This window comes from Vibrio coralliilyticus (assembly GCF_024449095.1).
GTDB classification, from domain to species: domain Bacteria; phylum Pseudomonadota; class Gammaproteobacteria; order Enterobacterales; family Vibrionaceae; genus Vibrio; species Vibrio coralliilyticus_A.
On sequence record NZ_CP024627.1, the window covers coordinates 2266270 to 2291045 of the forward strand.

At 45.7% G+C, this 24776-nt stretch carries 23 protein-coding genes, 1 tRNA gene, 1 pseudogene and 1 riboswitch; of the genes and pseudogenes, 3 read left to right on the forward strand and 22 right to left on the reverse strand.

The annotated features are described in order from the left end of the window. Positions 1-56: 56 nt before the first annotated feature. From CTT30_RS10545 to nrtS, 3 genes are all read right to left on the reverse strand, one after another. Positions 57-1523, reverse strand: coding sequence for an MATE family efflux transporter (locus CTT30_RS10545; RefSeq protein ID WP_252035142.1), 1467 nt, complete (start codon positions 1521-1523; stop codon positions 57-59). Between the two features lie 80 nt (positions 1524-1603). Further along, positions 1604-2020: a CBS domain-containing protein gene (locus CTT30_RS10550; protein ID WP_239838177.1), complete on the reverse strand. Its 417-nt coding sequence runs from the start codon at positions 2018-2020 to the stop codon at positions 1604-1606. A 114-nt stretch (positions 2021-2134) separates the two neighbouring features. Then, on the reverse strand, positions 2135-2344 hold the full coding sequence (gene nrtS, locus CTT30_RS10555) for a nitrate/nitrite transporter NrtS (RefSeq protein ID WP_252036639.1): 210 nt from the start codon (positions 2342-2344) through the stop codon (positions 2135-2137). 85 nt (positions 2345-2429) lie between these two features. On the opposite strand from nrtS, the gene CTT30_RS10560 reads away from it, so the two are divergent. Continuing rightward, positions 2430-3383, forward strand: a complete 954-nt coding sequence (locus CTT30_RS10560) for a sensor domain-containing diguanylate cyclase (RefSeq protein ID WP_252035143.1) — start codon at positions 2430-2432, stop codon at positions 3381-3383. 57 nt (positions 3384-3440) lie between these two features. On the opposite strand, the gene moaE is transcribed toward CTT30_RS10560, so the two are convergent. The 5 genes from moaE to moaA form a co-directional block, all read right to left on the reverse strand. Beyond that, positions 3441-3893, reverse strand: coding sequence for a molybdopterin synthase catalytic subunit MoaE (gene moaE, locus CTT30_RS10565; RefSeq protein ID WP_252036640.1), 453 nt, complete (start codon positions 3891-3893; stop codon positions 3441-3443). Beyond that, positions 3893-4138: a molybdopterin synthase sulfur carrier subunit gene (moaD, locus tag CTT30_RS10570; protein ID WP_239838175.1), complete on the reverse strand. Its 246-nt coding sequence runs from the start codon at positions 4136-4138 to the stop codon at positions 3893-3895. The genes moaE and moaD overlap by 1 nt, the downstream gene beginning before the upstream one ends. After that, positions 4135-4614, reverse strand: coding sequence for a cyclic pyranopterin monophosphate synthase MoaC (moaC, locus tag CTT30_RS10575; RefSeq protein WP_252035144.1), 480 nt, complete (start codon positions 4612-4614; stop codon positions 4135-4137). Before moaC ends, moaD begins: the two co-directional genes overlap by 4 nt. Positions 4615-4625: 11 nt before the next feature. Continuing rightward, entirely contained in the window at positions 4626-5138 is a 513-nt protein-coding gene (gene moaB / locus CTT30_RS10580) for a molybdenum cofactor biosynthesis protein B (RefSeq protein WP_239865573.1), read from the reverse strand. A gap of 88 nt (positions 5139-5226) precedes the next feature. Beyond that, the gene (gene moaA, locus CTT30_RS10585; RefSeq protein ID WP_239838172.1) at positions 5227-6216 is read right to left on the reverse strand and encodes a GTP 3',8-cyclase MoaA; all 990 of its coding nucleotides are present in this window, start codon (positions 6214-6216) and stop codon (positions 5227-5229) included. Next, positions 6205-6342, reverse strand: a riboswitch (molybdenum cofactor riboswitch). It overlaps the preceding gene by 12 nt. Before the next feature lie 178 nt (positions 6343-6520). Here moaA and yvcK point away from each other — a divergent pair. After that, positions 6521-7408 carry a uridine diphosphate-N-acetylglucosamine-binding protein YvcK gene (gene yvcK / locus CTT30_RS10590; RefSeq protein ID WP_252035145.1) on the forward strand — a complete coding sequence of 296 codons (888 nt, stop codon included), beginning with the start codon at positions 6521-6523 and terminating at the stop codon, positions 7406-7408. Here the strand turns inward: yvcK and luxU are convergent. The 3 genes from luxU to uvrB form a co-directional block, all read right to left on the reverse strand. Next, positions 7394-7738, reverse strand: coding sequence for a quorum-sensing phosphorelay protein LuxU (gene luxU, locus CTT30_RS10595; RefSeq protein WP_252036641.1), 345 nt, complete (start codon positions 7736-7738; stop codon positions 7394-7396). The genes yvcK and luxU overlap by 15 nt on opposite strands. 3 nt (positions 7739-7741) lie before the next feature. After that, complete coding sequence (gene luxO, locus CTT30_RS10600) at positions 7742-9136, reverse strand: quorum-sensing sigma-54 dependent transcriptional regulator LuxO (protein WP_239838170.1); 1395 nt, start codon at positions 9134-9136, stop codon at positions 7742-7744. 258 nt (positions 9137-9394) lie between these two features. Continuing rightward, positions 9395-11425 carry an excinuclease ABC subunit UvrB gene (gene uvrB, locus CTT30_RS10605; protein ID WP_239838169.1) on the reverse strand — a complete coding sequence of 677 codons (2031 nt, stop codon included), beginning with the start codon at positions 11423-11425 and terminating at the stop codon, positions 9395-9397. A gap of 551 nt (positions 11426-11976) precedes the next feature. On the opposite strand from uvrB, the gene CTT30_RS10610 reads away from it, so the two are divergent. Next, positions 11977-12052: transfer RNA gene (locus CTT30_RS10610), tRNA-Asn, on the forward strand. Between the two features lie 1037 nt (positions 12053-13089). Here the strand turns inward: CTT30_RS10610 and CTT30_RS10615 are convergent. The 11 genes and pseudogenes from CTT30_RS10615 to fliF all read right to left on the reverse strand — a co-directional run bounded on the left by CTT30_RS10615 (position 13090) and on the right by fliF (position 24775). Beyond that, positions 13090-13410: a hypothetical protein gene (locus CTT30_RS10615; protein ID WP_255905716.1), complete on the reverse strand. Its 321-nt coding sequence runs from the start codon at positions 13408-13410 to the stop codon at positions 13090-13092. Between the two features lie 9 nt (positions 13411-13419). Continuing rightward, a pseudogene (locus tag CTT30_RS10620) lies at positions 13420-15803 on the reverse strand (LysM peptidoglycan-binding domain-containing protein). Positions 15804-16084: 281 nt separating this feature from the next. Beyond that, positions 16085-16417: a YagK/YfjJ domain-containing protein gene (locus tag CTT30_RS10625; RefSeq protein ID WP_239865565.1), complete on the reverse strand. Its 333-nt coding sequence runs from the start codon at positions 16415-16417 to the stop codon at positions 16085-16087. A gap of 163 nt (positions 16418-16580) precedes the next feature. Continuing rightward, entirely contained in the window at positions 16581-17021 is a 441-nt protein-coding gene (locus CTT30_RS10630; RefSeq protein WP_252035146.1) for a bactofilin family protein, read from the reverse strand. Next, a complete protein-coding gene (locus CTT30_RS10635) occupies positions 16907-17875 on the reverse strand; it encodes a M23 family metallopeptidase (RefSeq protein ID WP_021458195.1) in 969 nt (322 codons plus the stop codon). Before CTT30_RS10635 ends, CTT30_RS10630 begins: the two co-directional genes overlap by 115 nt. A 179-nt stretch (positions 17876-18054) precedes the next feature. Beyond that, positions 18055-19425 (reverse strand): response regulator, encoded by a 1371-nt coding sequence (locus CTT30_RS10640; RefSeq protein ID WP_039952584.1) that lies wholly within the window; start codon positions 19423-19425, stop codon positions 18055-18057. A 76-nt stretch (positions 19426-19501) separates the two neighbouring features. Next, entirely contained in the window at positions 19502-19942 is a 441-nt protein-coding gene (locus tag CTT30_RS10645) for a flagellar export protein FliJ (protein WP_252035147.1), read from the reverse strand. A gap of 10 nt (positions 19943-19952) precedes the next feature. After that, entirely contained in the window at positions 19953-21299 is a 1347-nt protein-coding gene (locus tag CTT30_RS10650) for a FliI/YscN family ATPase (RefSeq protein ID WP_252035148.1), read from the reverse strand. Further along, entirely contained in the window at positions 21292-22041 is a 750-nt protein-coding gene (gene fliH / locus CTT30_RS10655; protein WP_019275542.1) for a flagellar assembly protein FliH, read from the reverse strand. Before fliH ends, CTT30_RS10650 begins: the two co-directional genes overlap by 8 nt. Positions 22042-22044: 3 nt before the next feature. Further along, positions 22045-23064 carry a flagellar motor switch protein FliG gene (locus tag CTT30_RS10660; protein WP_019275543.1) on the reverse strand — a complete coding sequence of 340 codons (1020 nt, stop codon included), beginning with the start codon at positions 23062-23064 and terminating at the stop codon, positions 22045-22047. Beyond that, positions 23027-24775, reverse strand: coding sequence for a flagellar basal-body MS-ring/collar protein FliF (gene fliF, locus CTT30_RS10665; protein ID WP_252035149.1), 1749 nt, complete (start codon positions 24773-24775; stop codon positions 23027-23029). Before fliF ends, CTT30_RS10660 begins: the two co-directional genes overlap by 38 nt. Position 24776 lies beyond the last annotated feature (1 nt).

Below are 24776 nucleotides of genomic sequence, written 5' to 3' on the forward strand. Positions count from 1 at the left end.
AGTTTATCTCCATTGAATGTACACCTTAATCATAAACCTTGGAGTCAACTCCAAGGTCAACTATTTTTTACTTCCTGAGGCAAGATGTCTTTCTGACTGGCCACTTCATCAATCAAGACAGCATCATGAGTACAAAACGGCTGAGAGTTGATACTGGTAATCGAGGGATCTTCCTCCACCAGCTCTGTGGTTTCACCTTTCATTAAATCGGCCAAGTGCATACGTAAAACAAAGGTCGCTAGGATACCAAATACAATCGACCCAAACGCTTGACCATACAGCACGCCTAGCGCCCCAAACCAACTCGAACCTAAATAAACAAACGGCAAGGTCCCCAACGTCGCTTTACCTAAGTTTAATGCTGTCGAATACAACGGCTTACCAAGGTTATTGAAAGAGGTATTGGCAACAAATTGCGCCCCATTGAAAATAAAGCTCACAGCCACATAGGTACAAAAGGCAGAGACGATAACGGCGGCATCACCTTTCAAGCTGAACCCAGAAATCACCAACGATTGTGCGAAGTAGAGAATGAAGCAAACCAGAATCGTGTAAGTAGTGGTCACGATGAGTGAGTTGTTTAACGTATCACGCACACGATCAAATCGCTCAGCTCCAAAATTTTGACCTATGATTGGCCCGACTGCCCCCGACAGAGCAAATATCACCGCAAAACACACTGGGATCAGACGCCCGATAACCGCATAACCTGCGACAAAATCTTCGCCATATTGTGCAATTGACGTTGTTACGATTGCGTTGCCAATCGGGGTCGCGATATTGGTGATAATGGCTGGAATCGCAATCATCAAAATTGCTTTGAGATTACGGCTCCAATCGGACAAAGATAGCGGTGCAACTAGTTGATGAACGCGAATCAGCGGATAGATAGAAAAAAACAACACGGTAAAGCGGGCAAAGACGGTGGCAATCGCTACCCCTTCAACATTCCAACCAAAACCAAAGATAAAAATAGGATCAAGAATCGCATTAGCAATACCGCCTGCAAGCGTCGCCCACATGGAGCGCTTTGCGTCTCCAGCCGCCCTTAAACCTGCTCCCGCGGACATGGCAATAGCAATCACAGGGCCGCTTGGGATCAGTATTCTCAAATAAGCTTCTGCACGCTCTGCCACGTACCCTTTCGCACCAATCGCCTGCAACAACTCGGGGATACAAATAAACATCACAGCGCTAACCACGCTACTGATAACAAACGCCGTGGCAATAATACTACTGCTTAGGTGCCTAGCATGAGCGCGTTGTTTAGCGCCAATCGCTTTGGACACCAACGCGCCCATTGCAATTGAGGTACCAATTGAAATCGAGGTGGAGAAAAATACCAGAGTGCCTGCAAAACCAACGGCAGCCGCTAGCTCGACTTGCCCCAACATGCTGATGAACAGCATGTCCAGTAAGTCAACAACAAATAGGGCCATCAAACCAACAGAGCCAGCCCCAGACATCACCAAAATATGGCGCATAGTGGAGCCTTCAACAAATTTTGCGCTCTGGCTTTGCATTCTCTTCCCCGATATTTATTGGTGATAATAAAAGTAAGAGGCGCTCATTTGCGCCTCTCTTTATCATTTTTGCTTGATAACTATACCGGATGCTTAAAGCAATCATCCAAGTTCCTAGCTACTGCCCTTAACACATCTCGGCGAGTGATGATCCCAACCAATTTCCCATTATCTATAACAGGGTACACTTTAGGCTTACCTACCTGCATCATATCTGCCAACTCAATAATCGAAGTATCCGGCCCCACCGAAATAACTTCGGGATGCATACAATCTGACACAATGTGAGTATCCTGACAGTAATAACTGACCTTAACCAGCTTATCGAGTAAGTCATGACCTGAAAGAAAGCCTATGACTTCTTCTTTCTCGTTAATAACCGGTCCACCGAGATAACTCGACTTCATCATTTTGTCCAACGCAGCACTTAGCGACATTTCAGGCTTGAACGTCACTGCTTGCAGTGTCATGTAATCTCTGACTTTCAATGATTCCATTTGTGTCTCCTTAACGTGCAAATCACGTTTGTCATAGTGTAATTGTTGCCTAATTTCTTGATTTTACTAAATGGAAAACAACAATTTTTCCAATAGGCGCTACCTATCACAAAACTAATCATCGGAATAATGGGCCTGAGCATCACGTGTTGCTAACCAACTGCTGAACAGTGAGACACAAAAAGGCACGCAGTAGGTCAAAAGCACTTTAGTCCAATGGATAGTCGCCTCACCTAGGATTGCATCATACTGGTTGATTAAATTCAGTAGAGTCCCCACCACGAATGCAATAATTAGCGCTCTTTTTATCATGTTTACGATCATATTATTGAGAGTTGTATTTTTATAAGTCACTTATTCTATGGGTAAACTATAGTTAAGGGAGACAAGAACCGTAAGGATAAGACTCGTGAGCTCGACATTTTCAGCGGCAGTCGCCAATAACCCAGATCTCATGCATGCTGTCTTTGAATCACTACCAGAACCGACATTCTTACTCAACAAGTCTGGGGTCTATATTGAAGCTTGGGGTGGCACAGACACGAAACGCCATCATAACCCTGCCTCCTTGATCGGCCTTAACCAAGAGCAAGTTTTACCTGCCGACAAGGCAACCTGGTTCAGTCAGGTGATCGTTGATGTCATCAATACACAAAAGCCCGCTGAACTCAGTTACTCACTCAACCCGAAAGATCTCACATGTTTTGAGGGGATTCAGGGACCAATTGAAATTCAACATTTCAGCGCCTTGGTCATCCCATTGCCCAACACGGAATACGTGTTATGGACAGTGCGTAATATCTCCGAATATCAACGAGCTCTCGACAAACTAGCCCAACAACAATTGGAGCTTGAACGACTCACTTACCGAGAGCACCTCACTCAAGTCTATAACCGTTACGCAATGGATGCGTTGCTACCCGACGCGATAACACTCGCAAGGCAAAATAACCTCGGTGCGGCGGTATTTATGATCGATATTGATTGTTTCAAGGAGTTCAATGATCACTATGGACACATCAAAGGAGATGAAGCGTTAAAAGCGTTAGGAAAAGCTATCAAGCAATGGGCTCACGATAGCGACTTGTGCTTTCGATATGGAGGAGATGAGTTTCTGGTGTTTGTGCCCGGCATTTCAGAGCAAAACTGCATTCAGCATGCTCAGAACCTCCTCGACACGATCGCTGCTCTCGCACTTGAACACGACACATCACACGTTTCTCAATACCTAACAATTACTGTTGGGATTCGTCATTGCGATCCAATCCCCGCAGATATGACCGCGGAACAGTTTGTGGGAATTGCAGACAAAGCCTTGTTCTTTGCCAAAAAACACCAACGAGGCACCATCCACAAAATGTAAATGTAAATGTAAATCAAATACAAAACAGGCCCATCATCAAGAAGGCCTGTTTCCTTATTATTTCCAACGTTCAGCGGCTTTCGCATCCGACTCCCGGGATTCAACCCAGCGAGTCTCTTCCGTTGTGCGTTCTTTTTTCCAGAATGGTGCTTTAGTCTTTAGATAATCCATAATGAATTCACAAGCTTCAAACGCAGCACCGCGGTGTGCACTGGATACACCAACAAATACGATTTGAGCACCAATATCCAAATCACCGACACGGTGAATGACGCGAACATCAAGCAAAGGCCAGCGCTGCTCAGCCTGTTGGCAAATCTCACCGAGTGCTTTTTCTGTCATCCCTGGATAATGCTCCAGAGAGAGCCCTGTAACATTATCGCCAAGGTTCATATCTCGTACTTTGCCAACAAATGTCACAACCGCGCCAGAGGCTGTGCCCTGTGCGAGAGCCTCGTACTCAGTACCAACAGAGAAATCTTCGAACTGAACGGACACACGTTTCATTATCAACCTCCTGTGACGGGTGGGAAGAACGCCACTTCATCACCATCACTCAAAGGGTGTTCTAGCGGTACAATCGACTGGTTCACCGCTGCCAATAATTTACCGGGTTCCAACGCTAAGTCCCATTTACCTTCACGCGTTGCAAGCTCTGCGCGTAGAGCCTCAACAGTATCAAAGCGAGCTTCTAGTTCGAGTGAATCGGTATCGACTAATTCACGAGTTTGAGCAAAAAACAGAACTTTAATCATGAATCCACCTTAAAGTGACCAGACTTGCCACCGGTTTTCTCCAGCAGACGAACCTGACCAATCACCATGTCCTTCTGTACCGCTTTACACATATCGTAGATGGTCAACGCAGCCACTGACGCTGCGGTGAGCGCTTCCATCTCTACCCCAGTCTTACCTGCTAGTTTACACACAGACTCAATACGAACCATGTTTTCAGATTCAATCGCTTCCAACTGCACTTCGACTTTCGAAAGAAGAAGTGGATGACAAAGAGGGATCAGATCCCAAGTTTTCTTCGCCGCCTGAATACCTGCAATTCGAGCCGTTGCGAATACATCCCCTTTATGATGTTGACCCGAAACAATCAACTGTAACGTTTCTGGAGCCATATGGACGAAAGCTTCCGCTCGTGCCTCACGAACCGTGTCGTCTTTAGCCGACACATCGACCATGTTGGCTTCACCGGAGGCATTGATGTGAGTGAATTGACTCATAATGCCCCCACTTATACCGAAAGGTGTGGCATGAAGTTACATGGGCGATGGCTGGCGTCCAATTGCTGTTTGATGATTTTCGTCCACCCCGTGCGACAAGCACCTGTTGAACCTGGCATGGCAAAAATCACTGTATGATTAGCAAAACCTGCAATCGCTCGAGACTGAATGGTAGACGTGCCAATTTCTTCATAAGAGACTTGGCGGAACAACTCACCAAAACCTTCCACTTCTTTATCAAACAAAGGTTTCAGCGCTTCTGGAGTGCTATCGCGAGAAGTAAAACCCGTACCACCAGTTATCATCACAGCTTGTACGTTTTCATCCGCAATCCACTGAGAAACAATGGCACGGATCTTATACATATCGTCGATGACGATCTGCTTATCAACAACGTTGTGACCCGCTTCTTTCGCATTCTCAACCAAATACGCACCAGAAGTATCGTTCTCTTCTGTACGTGTGTCGGAGACGGTTAATACGGCAATGTTTGCTGGTTGAAATTTGCTTTCTGCGTGACCCATTTGTTCACCTACCTATTTCGATTTGTTCTGGTTACGCTAAGCCTGAGACTTAGCCAACATAGTATGATTTGAAATTGAATATCAGCGTTTAGCCGCCAATTGACGCGAGATGCGGTGTCATACCTGCATTGCCGTCGTGGAGGAAGTGGCTCACTGATTTAGTCTGTAACTGTTCTTGAATGCGCTGAATAAGTGCTTGCTCTTGCTCATCTTGCTGCAATAAGTCACGCAGCTCAACGCCATGCTCACCAAACAGGCAAAGGTGCAATTTACCTTTAGCCGAGACTCGTAAGCGGTTGCAGCTTTCACAGAAGTCTTTTTCATAAGGCATAATAAGACCAATCTCACCCTGATAATCAGGGTGAACAAACACTTGAGCTGGGCCATCATTGTTTGCACGAGCTTTAAGTAGCCAGCCATTAGCAATCAGTTGATTACGAATCGCGACACCCGACACATGATGATTGTGAAATAATTGATCCATTTCACCAGTTTGCATTAGCTCAATAAAGCGCAGTTGAATGGGGCGATCTTTGATCCAATGTAAGAATGCCGGCAATTCGTGAGAGTTAAGGTCTTTCATTAGCACCACATTGACCTTGACCTGCTCATAGCCAACTTCAAACGCCCGATCGATGCCCGCCATGACTTCTGTAAACTTATTCTCACCGGTGATTTGATAGAACATGCGTGGGTCAAGGCTATCAACGCTAACATTAATATGCGTCAGTCCTGCCTGCTTCCAGTCAGCTACCTGCTTTGCCATCCGGTAACCATTGGTGGTCGTCGCGACTTTACTAATACCTTGAGTGTTAGCAACCGTATGAATAATATCTGTGAAATCTTTGCGTAGACTCGGTTCCCCTCCAGTGATCCGTACTTTCGACGTACCACAGTCGGCGAATGCTCTGACCACACGTTTAATCTCAGGAAGGGTTAAAAAAGACGAGTTTTTCTGCCCCGATGGTTTATAACCATCAGGCAGGCAATATGTGCATTTAAAGTTACAGACATCTGTAACGGAGAGGCGCAAGTAATAAAACTTGCGCTGAAATCTATCTTCGAATTGTTGCGCCACGGAACACCTTTCCAAACACGGGAGGCGATAATCATTTCCAATTATGCCCTTGTGACAATTTGTCACTGGCTCAGCACGCTTATTCACTATGAACTTAGCCCGATGAGCTCGGAGTTATGGCAACTGCCAGTTAAGACCAAGCTTAAAAACAGTAGCTGACGATAAAATACTTAATAATTGTGTGTGTTTCTACCCTCAAGATAAAAAAATCACACCCAGAACCCAAAATACCTCGTATTGAGTACTTTGCATCGTTCGATTATTCTAGATTGTAGATGAATATGATCAAATAAGAACAAAATTAATGACTCTGTACTGTACAAAAAAAGTAGTTGCTGTTGGTGGTGGTCACGGCCTTGGGCGTATGCTATCGGCTTTGAAAGACTTTGGTGAGAACGCAACAGGCATAGTTGCCACAACCGATAACGGTGGTTCGACAGGCAGGATCCGAAACTGTCAGGGAGGGATTGCTTGGGGTGACACTCGCAATTGTATTAATCAGTTAATTACCGATCCTTCCATCAGCTCGATGATGTTTGAATACCGTTTTAAAGGCTCTGGTGAACTCGACGGACACAACCTCGGTAACCTGATGCTAACCGCTCTCGATAACCTCTCTGTTCGTCCATTAGATGCAACAAATCTGATCCGAAACATGCTCAAAGTGGACGTCAATATCATCCCAATGACCGAGCACCCTTCTGATCTAAAAGCACTCGCGACAAACGGCCAGTGGGTAACGGGAGAAACCAGCGTCGATGAGATGCCAGAAAAATTAGTTCGTCTCGATTTAGAACCCGAAGTCCCAGCTACCAGCGAGGGGGTACTCGCGATAGAGCAAGCCGATGCCATCATTCTTGGCCCCGGCAGCTTTCTAACCAGTATTATGCCACCTTTGCTGCTATCTGAAATTGGCCGAGCAATTGAGAACAATCAAAAAGCCCAGCTTGTTTTCGTTGAGAACCTCTCTCCAGAATACGGCCCTGCGGGTAAGATGACTCTGAAAGAAAAACTAGAATGGTGTGAACGTGCCTGTCGCGGTCGAAAAATTAATGTGGTTTTGGGTGAAGAGCCTCATCCTGAACTGAGTGACTGGAATTGCGTAACAACACCTCTCGCTTCACCGAATCGAGACTGGCGACATGACAGATCCAAGCTGCAATCTGCCATTGAGTCGTTACTGCGCGAGTAGAGCTTGATAGCGTTGCTGGGTTTCATTCAGCAACGTAACCATCTGATGCTGAGTGTCATTAAGGTCAAGTGATTGACCAGACTTGGCTTTCGCATCAATCTCAACCGCATAGGCACAGAGAGCTTCCGCGCCAAAACTGGCGGCGCTGCTTTTTAGCGCATGGCTAATCTCTTTCAGATACGCATCTTTGTCTAGCTCCTCACCAGTACTCAGCTTTTCTATGTACTGAGCTAATTCACCCAGAAAGATATTAAGCAGCACAGGAACGTTATCGGTGCCTATCTCATTCGCCAGTCGGTCTATTTTAGTTTGATTCAACACTTCCATGATCGATTACTGTGTTTCCTTTGTATTCCAGTTTTGTAGCTTGCGATAGATAGTCGATGGACTCACATCCAAATAACCTGCGGCTTTAGGGATATTTCCTTCGCACGCCTGAATCGCTTGCTCGATAGCTTTCTTCTCTGTTAACCACAGAGGGAAAATGTCATGCACAGAAAAGCTGTCCTTGTCTTGCAGATCAACCCTAATCTGATTTTCCACAGGTTGATTCAACGGTGGCGGCAGCATATCCAAGGAGATATTTTCGCCATTATTGAGCACGACTACATTTCTCAGAACATTCTGCAACTGGCGAACATTACCAGGCCACTCATATTGAGAGAATCGACTCACCACTTCTGGTGCTAATCGGACAAAGTCTTTTCCTTCCTCTTTAGACATAAAGCCTAGCAGAGAATAAGCAATTTCTATGACATCATCGCCACGTTCCCTCAAAGGGGGTAGATGTAATGGAATCACGTATAAACGATAATACAAATCTTCACGGAAGCGGCCTTCCTGCACCTCTTTCCAAGGGTCTCGGTTGGTTGCACAAACGAAACGTACATCGACGCTTTTCATTTTCGAAGAGCCGACTTTCTGGAAGGTACCCGTCTGAATAAAGCGTAGTAGCTTAGTTTGCAGATCCAGATCCATCTCACACAGCTCGTCAAGGAACAGCGTGCCTCCATCAGCCAACTCAGCCGCACCTTGTCGATCAGTGGCTGCGCCGGTGAAAGCTCCCTTCACATGGCCAAACAGTTCACTTTCAATCAGATCTTTGGGGATAGCCGCACAGTTGATCGCTATAAACGGCTTATCACCACGTTTACTCGCGGCGTGAATAGCCTCAGCACAGACCTCTTTACCGGTACCGCTTTCCCCAGTGATAAAAATACTGGCTTTACTGGATGCCGCCGAGTCAATGGTACGATAGACAGCCTGCATAGTGTGGCTACTGCCTATAAACCCCTGATAATTCTGGTTGCCGGGATTATCTGCTTCATTTTTAAGCTTGGTTGCTTTACGAATAGCATTGTTCACCGTGACACGAAGACGATCTGCTTCACATGGCTTAATCAAGAAGTCTTGCGCACCATGACGCATGGCTTCTACAGCAGTATCAATCGATCCATGAGCCGTCATGAAGATCACCGGCACATCCGGCATTTTCTGCTTTACAGCATGTAAAACATCCATCCCCGTCATGTCGGGAAGGCGAAGATCCAACAAAATTAAATCAGGAGTGCGAAAGTTGAGGCTTTCAATAGCATCGCGCCCAGTACCAACAATATTGATGTCGATACCCAATGGGGTGAGATAAGATCGATACAACGCCGCAACCGATGCGGTATCTTCCACCATCAAAAGGTATTTAGACTTTTGTGTTTGCGTATTGTGTTGCATAACCTAGCCGATTTTTTCTTTGCAATTTGTATAAATGATTGCATTGCGCTTTGCATTTTGCAAATTAAATACTAAAAAAACGAGAAATGCGCGAAAATTGGCGTAAAAAAATTGGCACGCTAAATGCTGCTACCAAATTGACCCTCATGGGTCACCTAGCCAACTGACGTTGTTAGTGAACTTAGTATTCACAAATTACAGCCAATAGAATTCTTTCTACTGGCTATTTTTTTACCTGTCAGTCAGAGGTGCATAGGATCAGCTGTTGGCAATAAACTGCTGACGTAACTTCTCTATCTGATCTCGCTTCTCAGCCGCTGCTTCAAACTCCAAATCTTGGGCGTGCTGATACATCTGGGCTTCCAGCTTGCTAATCTCTTTTTCAAGTTGCTGAGGCGTCATCGCATTGTATGATTGTGAGGGCTCTGCAACTTTGGATAACGGAACCTGCTTATTTGCTCGTGGCTTCTTGCTCTTAGCAATATCCCCAAGCTCCATAATATCTTTGATATTACGTTTCAGAGCCTGAGGCTTGATACCCATCTTATCATTGTATGCTTGCTGTTTCTCTCTGCGACGGTTAGTTTCTCCCATTGCCTTGTGCATCGATTTCGTGACAGTGTCAGCATAAAGAATCGCCTTACCACTAATATTACGTGCCGCACGGCCTATGGTCTGAATGAGCGAACGTTCTGAGCGTAAAAAACCTTCCTTGTCAGCGTCCAGAATAGCTACTAGCGAGACCTCCGGCATATCTAAGCCTTCTCGTAACAGGTTGATACCAACCAGTACATCAAACTCACCTAACCTCAGATCACGAATAATCTCGACTCGCTCAACCGTATCGATATCAGAGTGAAGATAACGAACACGAACATCATGTTCTGTTAGATACTCGGTCAGATCTTCTGCCATCCGTTTTGTCAGAGTCGTAACAAGGACACGCTCGTCTTTAGCAGAACGAATCCGAATCTCAGAGAGCAAATCATCCACCTGAGTTGCGACTGGGCGAACTTCTAACTCAGGGTCGAGTAAGCCCGTTGGACGTACGACTTGATCGGCTATTTGACCATCGGACTTCTCCAGCTCATAGTTACCCGGTGTGGCAGAGACAAAAATGGTTTGTGGTGCAAGAGATTCGAACTCTTCAAACTTTAGCGGGCGATTATCCAAGGCTGAAGGCAAGCGGAAGCCAAATTCCACCAATGTTTCTTTGCGAGATCGATCGCCTTTAAACATGGCACCAATTTGTGGCACCGTCACATGCGATTCATCGATCACTAGCAGGCCATCATGAGGCAAATAATCAAATAAAGTCGGTGGCGGCTCACCTTCACTGCGACCACTGAGATAGCGCGAGTAGTTTTCAATTCCCGAACAGAAACCAAGTTCAGTCATCATTTCAATATCGAACTGGGTTCGCTGGGAGATACGTTGTTCTTCAAGTAGTTTGTTGTTGTCCAGCAAGTATTTCTTTCGACTTTCCAGCTCAACTTTAATGTTCTCTATCGCCTCTAGGATTTTATCTCTGGGCGTCACATAGTGCGTTTTCGGATAGATGGTAAAACGAGGTAAATCGCGCTGTTTAACAACGCCTGTGAGAGGATCGAAAATACTAATGCAATCGATCTCATCATCAAACATTTCGATTCTTACAGCATCCTGATCCGATTCAGCAGGAAAAACATCGATCACTTCACCACGTACACGAAATTGACCTCGTTCAAAAGCCACATCATTGCGACTATACTGCAGCTCCGCCAAACGGCGCAGGATATCACGCTGGTCCATCACGTCTCCACGGCGGATATGCAGCATCATCTGTAAATAGGACTGCGGATCACCCAGACCATAAATCGCGGACACAGAAGCGACGATGATGGCGTCTTTCCGTTCCAGTAGGGCTTTGGTTGCTGAGAGACGCATTTGCTCGATATGCGCGTTCACAGACGCATCTTTCTCTATAAAGGTATCCGTTGTTGGTACATAGGCTTCAGGTTGATAATAATCATAGTAAGACACAAAGTACTCAACCGCATTATTAGGGAAAAACGCTTTCATCTCTCCATAAAGCTGTGCTGCTAGCGTTTTATTCGGTGCCAATAAAATGGCCGGACGCTGCGCCTGCGCAATGACATTAGCAAGGGTGAACGTCTTACCTGAGCCAGTCACCCCCAACAAAGTTTGGTGAGCGAGGCCCGAATCTAACCCATCCAGTAACTGGCTAATCGCGGTTGGCTGGTCACCTGATGGTTGGTAATCCGACACCAAATCAAAAACTTTGCTCATTTGCACCTCGCCCGAAAATGAAGAAGACATCCGGTCTATTTTGACTGTATAGATATACAGATACAATAGCTGAAGAGAAAATAACCCTCTGTTTTAAAAAATTTGCTCTGCTAATGCTAGATCGCTATCTTCAATCCTGCTATTATCTCTCGCCCTACTCGAGATCCCTCTCTTGAAAACTCCAAAAACTAACCACAGCTTACCCACATTTTTCTATAAAACTTAAACTTACCCACATCGTTCAAAAATTTATTGACGGAACAAAGTACGATCTAAGCCTGCTTTGATGCTTTATTATACAACAAGTTAGCTCATGATCCTGATTGATTATTTTTAGAGCTAAAACCCTATTATTGCTAGATTTATTCATTGCTCAAGATTCATTAACACAGTTATCCACAATTTTGGTGGATAAGTAAACCTAGCCTATACACGTCAAGGGCTACAAAAAAGTAAAGCATTTTTTAACAAAAAAATTTAGAGAAATGAGGCAATTTTGAGGTTGACAGAATTTCGTCTCATCGATAATATTCGCAGCGCTTAAACACAATTCCCCCTTAGTTCAGGTGGTAGAACGGCGGACTGTTAATCCGTATGTCGCAGGTTCGAGTCCCGCAGGGGGAGCCAAATTCAAGAAGAAAGACGTCCTAGGACGTCTTTTTTTTGTATCTAAACCTAGCTATTTCAAGGAATTGTATTCTCTTAACGTCTTTTCCTGACTCGTACTAGCTTAGAAGTTTAGTTACACAAATAAATACATTGTCCGTATGTTCCAATTTACGGTGTACCAATGATGGAAAGAACTACTAAATCTTTAACAGATAAACAAATCTCAACACTAAACCACAAGATAAAGAATTTACACTCTTTGATGGTAACGGCCTTCGTCTACGTGTAAAACCAAACGGTACAAAGACCTAGTTATTCAACTATACACGCCCGCACAGCGGTAAACGCGCTAACATGACGTTTGGCAGCTACCCTAGCCCTTCCACTCACTAATGCAAGAAAGAGAGCTCTTGGAGCGATGGAGACGCTCCTGCAAGGCATTGATCCTCAAGTTAAACTCAAGAACCAACAAATAACCGAGCAACAGCGTTTAGAATCTACATTAGCTGAAGTAACAAACAACTGGTTAGAAGTCAAAAGTGCCACCAGCCAAAGCTAAAAAATGACAATGGGGAGCAATTACGCTCCCCACTTTTGTCTCAACGAATCTATTTGAAGAAAGGTGTTCTCTGTAAAAAAGCATGAAACCCTAACAAAAATGATTGTGATATTAAGCCTTTATACGAAAAAAAAGATGTAAAACACGGCCATAAAAAACAACCAATTCAAAAACATAAAAACGTCAGAAGAACACTTCTTTTCTCTTCTTCGATGTCTTACAAAAGGATAAACCAAGCAGAAGTATGAGAATAGACCACCCGCCCCCATACTATTCATAGCAATGTAGTTTTTGCTCTTAAAGCTTTCAGGCTCTTTCGCCAAGTTGTCTACTAATTGATTTATGTGCTTTTTGTCGCCTAAAGAATAGACGACAAGATGATAAAAATAGACTAGAGCCCATGCAAAAAACACAAGCCCTATCAAAGATTTAAACACCACTGGAAAAACGTAGTTACAAGTCATTAATTCAATTGAATACTAACAAAGTAAATAAGCTAAATGAGAAAGCTTAGCAAAAAAGCAAAGTTAGCCCACATAAAAAAATCAAATTTCATGGTTCTCTTTTTAGCCCTATAACGCACTAAAGGATAGAAGAGTGCATACATCACAAACAATCCTCCGGCCCCTAGGCCTGACGTATTCAGATACCACTTTTCCTTAAACTGCTCTGGTTCTTTAGACAAATTGTCAATCAGCTCATCAATATATCGCTGATCACCGAAGCAATAGCGATAAGAGTAGAACATAAATGGCAATATCCAGATAAATACCCAAAGGCTAGCCAACTTGTGAATATGGATAAAAACGTCTGTCATCATATACTCTTAAAATGCTTTTGACATGTTAAAATTACTATATCTATTTGAATTAATATAGGTTTCCACTTCTACTGGGATACCTTCTTCCAATTCTTTTTCAACGGAATCAAGGTAACTATCAAGGCCTAACAGGTCATATTTTTCTTCAACAAGCCCTTTGCCAGCGCCAGAACCAATAAACCCACCTGCCAGAGCTCCCCCTGCATAAAGCAACATCACGACTGGTGCAGCACTTATCGATAGACCAACAACAAACAGACCGGCTATACCAGCACCTAACAATCCTCCAGCCCATCCACCAGCTACACCTCCCGTTTCAATTGCGGCTTGACGAGTGCATGAAGCTAACGACTTACAGTTTTGCGTAACATTGTATACGCCACTCGCAACTCCAAGTCCTAACGATAGTTTTCCTGCTTTCTCCGCGTAGGTTATCCACTTAGCGGTGTTCGCTACACGGGCTCCCAGCTCAGGAACCGAGCCTGTCTTTAATATTTCATCGGCGTTGTGAATGAGTGACTTAGTAGAATTTATCCCTAAACTTTCCTTAAACCCTTGGTCGATTGGTATCTTCAGAGTCTGTTGCGTAAGTTTATCCAGCTGCTTATCGAGGATTTTCTTCAGACCTAACCTTTGTCGAGCAAAGCTTGAACGATCGATTTTTTTCGCTAGGAGATCGAGGTATAGACGATCAATCTTTTTAAGTGATGAAGATACATTTTCCAGATTTTTCTGCATTGCAGGCGCGACTGTTCCAACTGTAGCTCCCATGTATGCGAATACGTCCGACGGCTTACCCGCATTCCAATACTCCACCAGCTTATTTTCTATTACTTCAAAGTAAGCTTGATGCAATTCGACTTGGTCGGGACTCAACTTACCCAGCTCTTCACTGGCTAACTCTGAATTCTCTTTTAATGACGTTAGCTTGGCTTTTTCCTCTTTTGAAGACGGCGCCTTCGTTAGGAAGATAACCATTTCTCCAGGAATTAAGGGGTCATTCAGATGTTGGTTGTGTTCTTGGATCAGGGATTTCGTTTTCGAAGAGGCACCACTTAGCGCTTGTTCCCAATAATCACTGAGAGACTGAGACTCTTCCACCCTCGCAAAGCCCAATTGGAACTCTATCTGCTCTTCAACCTCTTTTAAGTTAACGATGGCGAGATCTTCATGAACCACACCTTCCGAATTAACAGCTTTTGCAGTGGAACCAAGGAGGTAAGGCCTTGAGTAATCATAAATTGAATTGGCAAGCTTGTTGTATGTCTTTATTTCAGCACTAGGCTTATCCTGCGCTGAGTCCGGCTGTCGTTCGACGTGAGCTTCTTTCGACACCGAAAGCAGTTCATTGATATCAAGCTTGATACCGTGCTGAGCCACCCAGTCGTCATTGAGATTATCAAGCTCTTCTCGGGTGATTTGCTGTTCAAGGTAAACAAGGCTCTGGTTTTCAACGTCTTGGCCTGCCAGTTTCCAGTACACCAAGATAGCACTTTGCAGTCGGTTGTAGCCTTGCTCATCATTCAGTTGCTCATGCGTGGAACATGTAGCGTAAAATGCCCACTTGCCTTCACCCAGCAGCTTGTACTCTTGCACTAATCGGTCGTTATGAAAGTGGTAATAGTAACCTTCTGTTGGCAGTCCTAATCGCTCTCCTAGCTGCACCGATGGGACGACTGGGATAAATGCTTCTTCCACGACACCGGAGCCTATTGGTTTCACTTGCACGCTGTCAGGTACGTTGATGCCCATTGAGCTGTCCGCCACTTTCGCAAACAATTTTTTCGGCTCATCAAAGGCCGTGTGAGCAATGTACTTAGTACCGTGTTCCGTGGGCTCAGTTTGCCAGCGACCAATCATGGATTCTTGTTTGGTCTTGCCCAGTTGAAACGCACAGCCCACGCTTTTTTGAACGTGTCCTCAGAGCACGCAATTTCAAAGCAATATTCATAACTGAGTTGGGGTGGTGCATCAGAAGTATCAGGCTTAATGGGCTCAGGGACATAGGTCTCTTCGATGCTTGGAGCGTATGCCGCACGGCTTTGACTTGACGCTGCTCTACTTACCGCTCCACGAGATATTTTCGCTCTAGAGAGAAAGGCGTTTTTTGCCTCTGGCGATAAGACCTCTTGCCCTTCAGTAGACAAGCTCCACGATTTACTCATTCCATCACGGAGCATCACTGGCTTAGATGGAGTGTCCGTCAACAGAGCCAACTCACCACTTTCGAGTTTGTCCATAAAACGAGAGAAACTCATCCCATAAGGGATTGCAGAACTCAGCGCCCTTTCCGTTAACCTTTCTATATCCCCTTCGACTTGACCGAACTCATGCGTCATCAGCTCCGTTAGCCGTACTACTCTGTAACTCACTGTTAATTCTACTACCATTTTTTTAATGAGGCCTATTCTACTCAATCCATAGAGGGAGCAGGGCTGATAACTTCTATTTGTTCTCAGCAATGCGCTAGAGTGTGACCGTTGTTCCTTCAGCCCCTCACGTTAGTAATTCACTCATCAATAGCATTTATCTCTTTCGTGCATCGATACTCAAATAGGTAACTTTGTAGCTGCACTCGTTGCGTCCCAGCCTCACACGCAGCATCATGGAATCACACCTAAGTGTTATTATCAGTGACTTCGAGTGATTAACAGACACGCCCAACTCAGAATTAGAATAAGCTGGCCAATATACTAATGGCTCCTTTCTGTACAAAGTTGGGTGTGTCAAGTAATACCAATGAGCGCGCTTTGCCGCTATAGTGCTCCTCTATCGCTTCTTGCCAAGCCTCTTTGAGGTGCTCAACCAATTCGTTGCGCTTGTCCCAGCATATGGTGAGGACAAAATGTTTGCTGTAGTCAGTAAACAACATCACGCGATAGTTGTGTGACGGCACCTTGTCCTCTCGCTTGCGCCATACATAGAACACTGAACCCGTATCGAGCTTTTCTTTAAGCAGCATAAAGTAATTGTTAATAAAGCTAGCAACTGACTTTAGGTGCACAGATAGGTCATTTGCCCTACACCTAAACTGTCTCAGCACAGGATTAGACCAAGCAGGAAATAGTATCGTTCTATTTGGGTTCGAGTCCCCGCAGGGGGAGCCAAATTCAAGAAAAAAGACGTCCTAGGACGTCTTTTTTCGTTTTAAAGAGCCTAGTAACGACTCAAGCGCACTGCTCGACTTTACCTTGTTCTGTTTTCGTCTTTGGTTTTGATGTCTTTTTCGCAGCGTCTAGATTCACAACTTCTTCTGTGGAGACATTCTTTGAATTCCCAAGAAAGACACCGCCTTTCTGAATAGTGAACTCTGTGGCAGACACCTCCCCTTCAAGGTAACCGTGCTCAAGAATCTCCAAGCTTTTGGTGTACACCTTGCCAAGAAAGCGACCATTAACGATTAAACGCTCGGCTCGAATTGAACCATCCACTGAGCCCGTCGCACTGATAGTGACACTTCGATCGGTTTCAATACTGCCCTTTATTTGACCATCTATCTGGATGTTACAAGTAAGCTTGAGTTGTCCTTCAATATAGCCTCCTTCCGCGATGACAGTTTGAGAGCAGTGGCTATTTGATTCTCGATTCTGTTTACCAAGTAATCCCATTTTACGTCCTTATTCGATTCGAAAATCGAGTCAAAGTTATTCATTTCCCATTTGGTGAAAGGCAATGGATCCAGAGAGCGCCCCACCAAACGAACCTCATAATGCAGGTGATACCCAGTCGATAACCCAGAGTTACCCGACAGACCAATCAAATCACCTTTCTTAACGTAATCTCCACGCTTCACCTTGAATGCACTCAGGTGAGAGTAAGAAGAAGTAAAACCGAATGAGTGCGCCAGTTTTAAGAAATTGCCTGAGCCTTTATTACTTTTTCTCGCCACTTCGATAATGCCATCAGCCGGGGCGTAAATTGGAGTTCCAGCATTAACCGCGTAATCAATACCATGATGCATGGCTTTCATTTTGGTGACTGGGTGCACCCTGCGACCGTAATGGGAAGAAAGATAACCCGCTTTAACTGGTCGTCCATTGGGTATCAATTGCATCATCTGATGACGAACCGCAGTACTAAGCGCCGCGCTATCAACTCTATCTCTTAAATCTAAGGACTCGTTGGAAAGCTCTAGCGCAGACTCAATATCACGCAGTTTGTCCGTCACGTAAGCGAGATCTTGCTTCTTTCTCGTCAGGTGGCTTTCTAAGTCACTCTGAAATTCGTGTGAGCGTATTAACTCTTTTTCGAGAGAATAGGCTTTACTCAACAGTTCACTTTTTTCCCGTTCGGAATCAGAAGCATCGCCCGCTAGAATCGACAAAAGTCCAAGCAAGGTAAAGAACACCACAGCAATAAATAACAGCGAGTACTTAATCCCTGTAATAGCCCGGAACGATAGATTAAAAAAGCGCGTTCCCTCAATGCCAGTGACCATAACGGTTAAGTGATTAGATTCCATACTTTCTCAATGACACACTCTTACAATCATTAAAGTGAGAGGAATTCTATCAGGGCAAAATGACGCGAGAAGAGTCAGGTTTCCAATTCGGAAACCTTATCCCAGAGATAAAAATTGGATTTAATTGCGGTTCAAAACAGGTCGCTTAGGCTATTTTGGCCCTGAATACAGAGTCACAACTACTCAGCAACTTTCTCGCGATTAAAACGCTTCATGTCACTGGCAAACTGCTTAAAATCAATGCGCTTAACCAACGCAGCACAGACAGGAGGAAGTGGTTCAAACATAAACACACTGTCGTGATGAAGAAGGTTGTCAAAAATGAGGGTAAGGTTGTCCTTGTTAGACAAACCCGTAGAAAGAAATAGCGCATGGATTTTCGCCACACAGCTCACTTTGTCGAGCTTACGGGTAAAGCTATCCAGCACAGACTCCGCACTTTGTCGTGCCCCCGTGAGGAATTCAGCATGAAGCTGAATTAATGCCAGATGCTGACTCTCACTTTCCGTGAGCTTGTGACGGGACATTTCTTTAACAACCTGATCAAATTTCTTCTCATACAAGCCACTCCCCTCTTCACTTCGCATCCAAAGCATTAGCAATGCGAACAGATAATTCAGGGTGTGCTGGGCAACGTCTCGATTGATCAGTTTGGCGGTGTTAAGACCAGAGGAGAAGTGAACCAGAGCATCATCATATCGACTGGCTGCAATGCTCATCAAAGCCAACGATGTCTGATGGGCCAAACTAAGCCCCCAACGTGAGCCCGAACGAGTCAACAGGCGATAAGCATCCTGTATGCTGCCATTTTGCAGCATCAGCAACGTCCCTATCTCGTCAAATGGCTGACCGAGTTGAAACTTGGCAGAATTGAACTTGTTATACAGCTCCAGCGCATCGTCTGACTGGGCATTTAATACCAGTGCATTGAGAAACAGACTGATCTCTAGAGAATAATCTCGCTTGCCCGCCTCTTTTATCAATGCACCATACAGCTCCGTGGCTTGTTTAAGCTCACGTTTTACCAAGTGGTGGTGGGCACGATTGAGTTTGAAATCATACTGATATTCAAAGTAGTGCTGCTCAAAGAATTGGTAGCGCTTTTCCATCTCGTCAGCACACTCAATATCATTGCGCTGAAGCAGAGGCCAAACCTTATTCTTCTTCTCAAACACCTTGCGAATAAGAACACTGATATCCCGCTGATTATCTTCCGGCTTGAGGTGGACATCACCAAAGTAATATGAGCTGTCACGTATACTGCTATCCGCGCAATCCATAATGATTGTAGAGCGCTCATCTATAGTCTTCGACTTTCTCAACTCAAGAATCAGATCCTGTGACTTAACTGTATTTTTGCGAAAGCTCTGATCACAAATCAGAATATCAAACCGGCCATGGAACGTCCGATTAAGCGCTTCATGTGGAGAATTCAGATGAATAATCTTATGTTGCTTGATTCCCAAAGAGAGCATAAGACTAGATATGCTAATGTTTTTATTCGGAAATTCTTTGATGATAAGGACATTTGCATCTCTTAACTTAAGCATACCAACCTTTCTCTCCTCCTTAGGTAAATCAGGCTTGATGCAGTTTAAGGTGACGCAAAGCCTTGCGGGTGACGAATTATTGAGCTTTTTGCGCGAATCGGCTATTGATAATCTCTTCTAACGCGAGCTCTTCCTTGTGTCGAATGTCAGAATTGTGCTCTTCCTTCCAACGTTCGAGAGTATTTTCCAGACCTTTGACTCTGAGGTGCTTATTTTCAAGCTGTTTTTGCAACGACGTGCATTGCGCTTGCATCACCTCCTGCTCATGTTCCTGATGGACAATCAGCTTATGAAGCATCTGGTCCACACGGCTACGATTGAGCAATGCCTCTCGATGTAAAGCCATGACATGACTCGATTTTGGTTGCGTCTGGCGCTTCAGTTCCATCAGTTGTTGCAAACGTTGCTGAGCTACTGTGTGCTGTTGACGAAGCGATTCCAACTGCGCTGACATTCTATCTCGATGCTTTTGCTGAATTTTCTGAAACTTCTCCACAGCACGCAATTTCGCTTCCATACGTTAATTCCTAATTTGATTGAAAGAGCTGCGCCAGTTCTGTCAGGCTTTGAGGAAAATCCACAGAGCAGTCTGCCGCTTGCTGAAGGTATGCCGTCAGCAGTGGATACAAAGCCACCGAGCGATCCAGTTCTGTATCCTGCCCCGGTTGGTAACCTCCCAGTGGAAGTAGATCTTTAACTTGAAGGTAATTCGAATAAGTCTTGCGAAACTCATTTGCCAAGGTCAGGTGGGCAGGCTGTGAGCAAGCTGTCATACAGCGGCTCACCGAGGCATTAACGTCAATCGCCGGATAATGCCCTTGTTCTGCCAGTTTGCGAGATAAAACGACATGACCATCAAGAATGGCACGCGCAGAATCAACCACTGGATCTTGCTGATCATCACCTGCGGCAAGAATGGTATAGATGGCAGTCAGGCTACCATTTGGGTTTTCGCTGTTTCCGGCACGTTCAAGTAGCTGCGGCAAGGCATTAAATACCGATGGTGGATAGCCTCGAGTGGCAGGCGGTTCACCTAGAGAAAGGGCAATTTCTCGCTGCGCCATCGCATAACGAGTCAAAGAGTCCACCATTAGCAAGACATCTTTCCCCTTATCACGAAAATACTCTGCAACTCGGTGGCATAGCAGCATGGCTCTAAGACGCATCAGCGGCGATTCGTCTGCTGGCGCAGCAATGATAATCGCCTTGTCACGTGCTTCAGGAGTCAGGTTAGACTCAATGAATTCACGTACTTCACGACCGCGCTCACCAATCAGGCCTACTACAATGACATCCGCTTCCGTGTTTTGGGTAATCATTCCCATCAAAACACTTTTCCCTACGCCACTGCCCGCCATTAACCCAATACGCTGACCTTTACCTACCGTAAGCAGGCCATTGATCGCTCGTACCCCAACATTGAGCGGTGAATCAACGGGTCTACGCTTTAGAGGGTTGATTGGTTTAGGCTCAAGTGAAACGCGATCACCTCCTTGCAAGACAGGTCCATCATCAAGGGCTTCACCTAGCCCATTCACCACGCGTCCCATCCAGTTTTCGCTGAGCTGAACTGTGCTGTCTCCATCCAGTGGAATCACTTTCGCTCCCGCAAATAATCCGCCAAGACGACGAATTGGCATCAGATAAGCGATGGTATGATCAAAGCCAACAACCTGCGCTTCAATCATGTCACCTTCCGCTGTCTCAACTAGGCAGCGTTGTTCAAGCTTAAAGCGACACCCTACCGCTTGCAGCATCAGTCCTGTGACTTTTACCAGTCGCCCCGTGACCCTAGCCACGGGAATGGAATCCAGCGAAGCAATGGCTTCACTGGTTCGTTCAGACAGAAGATCAAATGCGAGCGTATTACTCATTGTCAGCTTCAACCACCGGTGTCACTTCTTCGAGCAAGTGCTCTTTGACGTTGTCCATGCAAGCTTGCAAGCGCGAGTCACAGCTGGCGTCCGCCTCAGCATCATCGGTCACCAAATGACACCCGCCAGTCGGCAGTTCTGGATTGGCGACCAGCTTCCACTCTTTCGGCAATTCCGCATTGATTTGAGTGATGCGGTCAAGATCCTGAGGGTTAAGGTGAACGGTCACCTTCTCTGTTTTTCCGGGCATCGCTTCGAGAGTTTCATCAACGAGCGCTAGGATTTGTTGTGGCATCAAAGTCAGCTCTGCTCGAATCACCTGTTGTGCGACCTTTTGTACTAGTTCGCAAATAATGTGTCGCTGCTGTTGCTCACGCTCAGACTGCCAACGTGACAAGGTTTGATAAAGCTCATTTACTGGCTTAGTCGCTTCAAGAAATGTCTGCTTACCGGACTGTTCACCCGATACGAAGCCTTTCTGGAAACCTTCTTTCTGGCCTTCCAGTAAGCCTTGCTGTTTCCCCTGGCTCAACCCTTGGCGAAGGCCTTCTTCATGTCCCTGTTCGAGACCTGTCTGGAACCCTTCTTCAAGCTTTTGTTGCAGGTCTATCTGGGATTCCTGCCAGGAATCATCGATGGCAAATTCATCATCGCTTGCCATGGGCTGCGCCAGCGGTGGAAAGCGATGAATGCGATAACCTGATGCCGGAACTTGCAGTAAATTGGATTTCACTAGTGACATGCTTTACTCCACTGTAGGTTCGTCATAAAGCACGAGTTCGATTTCACCCGCCTCATCCAGCTCACGTACGATCTGCATGATTTCTTGTCTGGCGCGCTCCACTCGACTTAGTGGCACCGCTCCGCGAATTTCCATGTCGTCTTCCAGTGCTTTGACCATGCGCTGTGGCATTGCACTTTTAATGGTTTGCTGAAGAAGAATCTCTGCACCTTTCAGAGCCACACCCCAAAGTTCGAGTGGAACTTGCTGAACCAAGCGATCCATTGTTTCTTCTCTCTGTCGACCTAGCACCATGAAGTCGAACATGTTTTGCTCAATTTCACTCACCACTTCTTCATCGTGCAACTTGAGCATTTCCATCAGTGAACCACGGTCACCTTCAAATCGGTTAATGATGTCCGCCACTTGTTTAACTCCAGAGAGCGGAGCACTCTGACTGACCGATACTTGTTCAATACAGCGTTCAATCAGGTCATTCAGATCGCTCGCAACCTGATGGTCAATATCCTGAAGCTGAGCAATCCGATACAGGAGTTCATCATGGTAGTCTTCAGGTAAATGCTTGAGCACTGTTGATGAGCTTTCCGGTGGCAGGTAGGCTAGAAATATCGCCTGCATCTGCGGGTGCTCATTAGATATGAATCGGGCTAAAACCTCAGCTTCGACCCACTGTAAGCGCTGCATATTATTCCGAATCTCATCACCGTATAGGTTGTTGAGCAGCCCTTTGGCTAAGTCATTACCCAGCGCTTTACGCAGTGTGTTCGACAGATACTCTTTTGACGCTCCACGGATGCCACTGTGTTGACGAAAGTCTTCAAAAAAGTGCTGGATAACGCCGTTGGCACTATCACTTTTTATCCCACTCAATTTCGCCATGGCTTTTGTCACACGCTGGGTTTCATCTCGAGTGAAGTTACGCAGCACTTTGGCAGCGGCGTCTTCACCCATGCCGAGAAGAACCAGAGCGGTTTGCTCTACGTGACTAAGCGTTGCTTTCTGCTTTGACTCTGCTGTGTTCATTCACATTTACCCATTGTTTTAGTACTTCGGCGACTCGTTCAGGTTCTTCGTTAGCAATTAACTGCAAGTGTTTCAACTGAATCTCCAGTGGCGATCCGGCTGGCGGTAACATGTCATTCCCCACGTCCAGACCAGAGGAAGCGGCAATGCCTTTTTCAGATAACTTGCGATTCAGTGCTTCTTCACGTTCACGTTCTTCACGCGTTTGCAGATTGTCGAAAATAGGCTCTTCCTGAGGTTCGGCGAACTCCAATTCTTGAGAGCGCATGTCTGCACCCGTCAGATGCATGATAAGTGGGCGCAGCACGAAGAAAATCATCGCCATACCCAGCATGCCTCCTATCACGTAACGCATCGGCTGCTGAATCGTTGGGTCCTGCCACCAAGGAATAGTCGGTGGTGCCTCAATCGCTAGCGGTGTAAAGCTAAAACTCATCAAACTGAGGCTGTCACCACGGTCAGCTGCAATACCCACAGCGTCAGTGACCATAGTAGAAATCTGAGCTTTTTCGTCCGCAGTCCAAGCTGTACCATTTGGCGCCGCGGCTTCATTGAGCAAGACAGAGACACTGAGCTTTTCAATCTGGCCCTGTTGATAGTGTGTGCGTCGCACGCTACTTCCCACTGCATACTGACGATTGACTTCAGAGCGAGCATTGGTGTTTTGGCTATCTTGGGTCGGGACTTCACCGGTTACAGGGGGCTGATTACTCAATGTTCCCGGCACACCTAACGCAATCTGATCAACCGAATTGTTGGAGATGGTGTGCTCATTCCGGACGATCGGCGTGTTATCCAGGATTTCTTGAGTTTCTTCCACCTGGCTGAAGTCCAGATCCGCCGCCACTTGCACGCGAAAGTTACTCGGCCCAACAATCGGAGTTAGCATATCGGACGCGCGCTGAATAATTTGTTTCTCAACGTTCTTCTGATACTCAAGATATTTGGCATTGACCTTACCGGCTTCCGCAGAGGCGACATCGGCACTGAGCAAGCGACCATATTGATCAATCACAGAGACTAGCTCAGGCTTCATTCCAGTTACACTGCCAACAACCAGATTAATGATCGCTTCGACCTGCTCCGGCTTCAAATCTTCACCCGGTTTAAGTTCAAGCATGACTGATGCTGAAGGCGCTTCGCTGTTTTGTCTCACAAAGAGCGTTTGTCTCGGTATGGCTAGGTGAACACGAGCATTGGAAACTGCATTGAGAGACATGATGGTACGTACCAATTCACCTTCCAAACCATGGCGATAGCGCGCAGTTTCCATAAACTGACTGGTGCCAAGCGAGCTGTCTTCTTTGAGTGAGTCCAAACCTGTTGGTAGCTTGGCTTTCACACCCTTTGCCGCCAACAACATTCTGATCTTAGCCACTTCACCTTCGGGCACTAATACTTGGCCATTTTGCTCTTGAAGTCGGTAATTGATACCTTCGGATTCAAGAACAGAGACAATTTCACCAGTATCAAATCTTTCTTGTTGACTGTACAACGGACGGTAGCTCTGCGTTGAGCTCCAAAGGGCCACCACAATGATGGCCGCTACAATGGCAGCTAGCACAGCAGACAGAACCAGATTTCTCTGACTGTTTGACCACAACTGTTTTAATTTATGAGTAAAATCTTCCATTCCCCGAGTCGAGGAAGTTTGCGTACTGGCAGTGCTAAATGTTCCACCACCTGCAACTTGTGTTGTTAAGTCTGACATG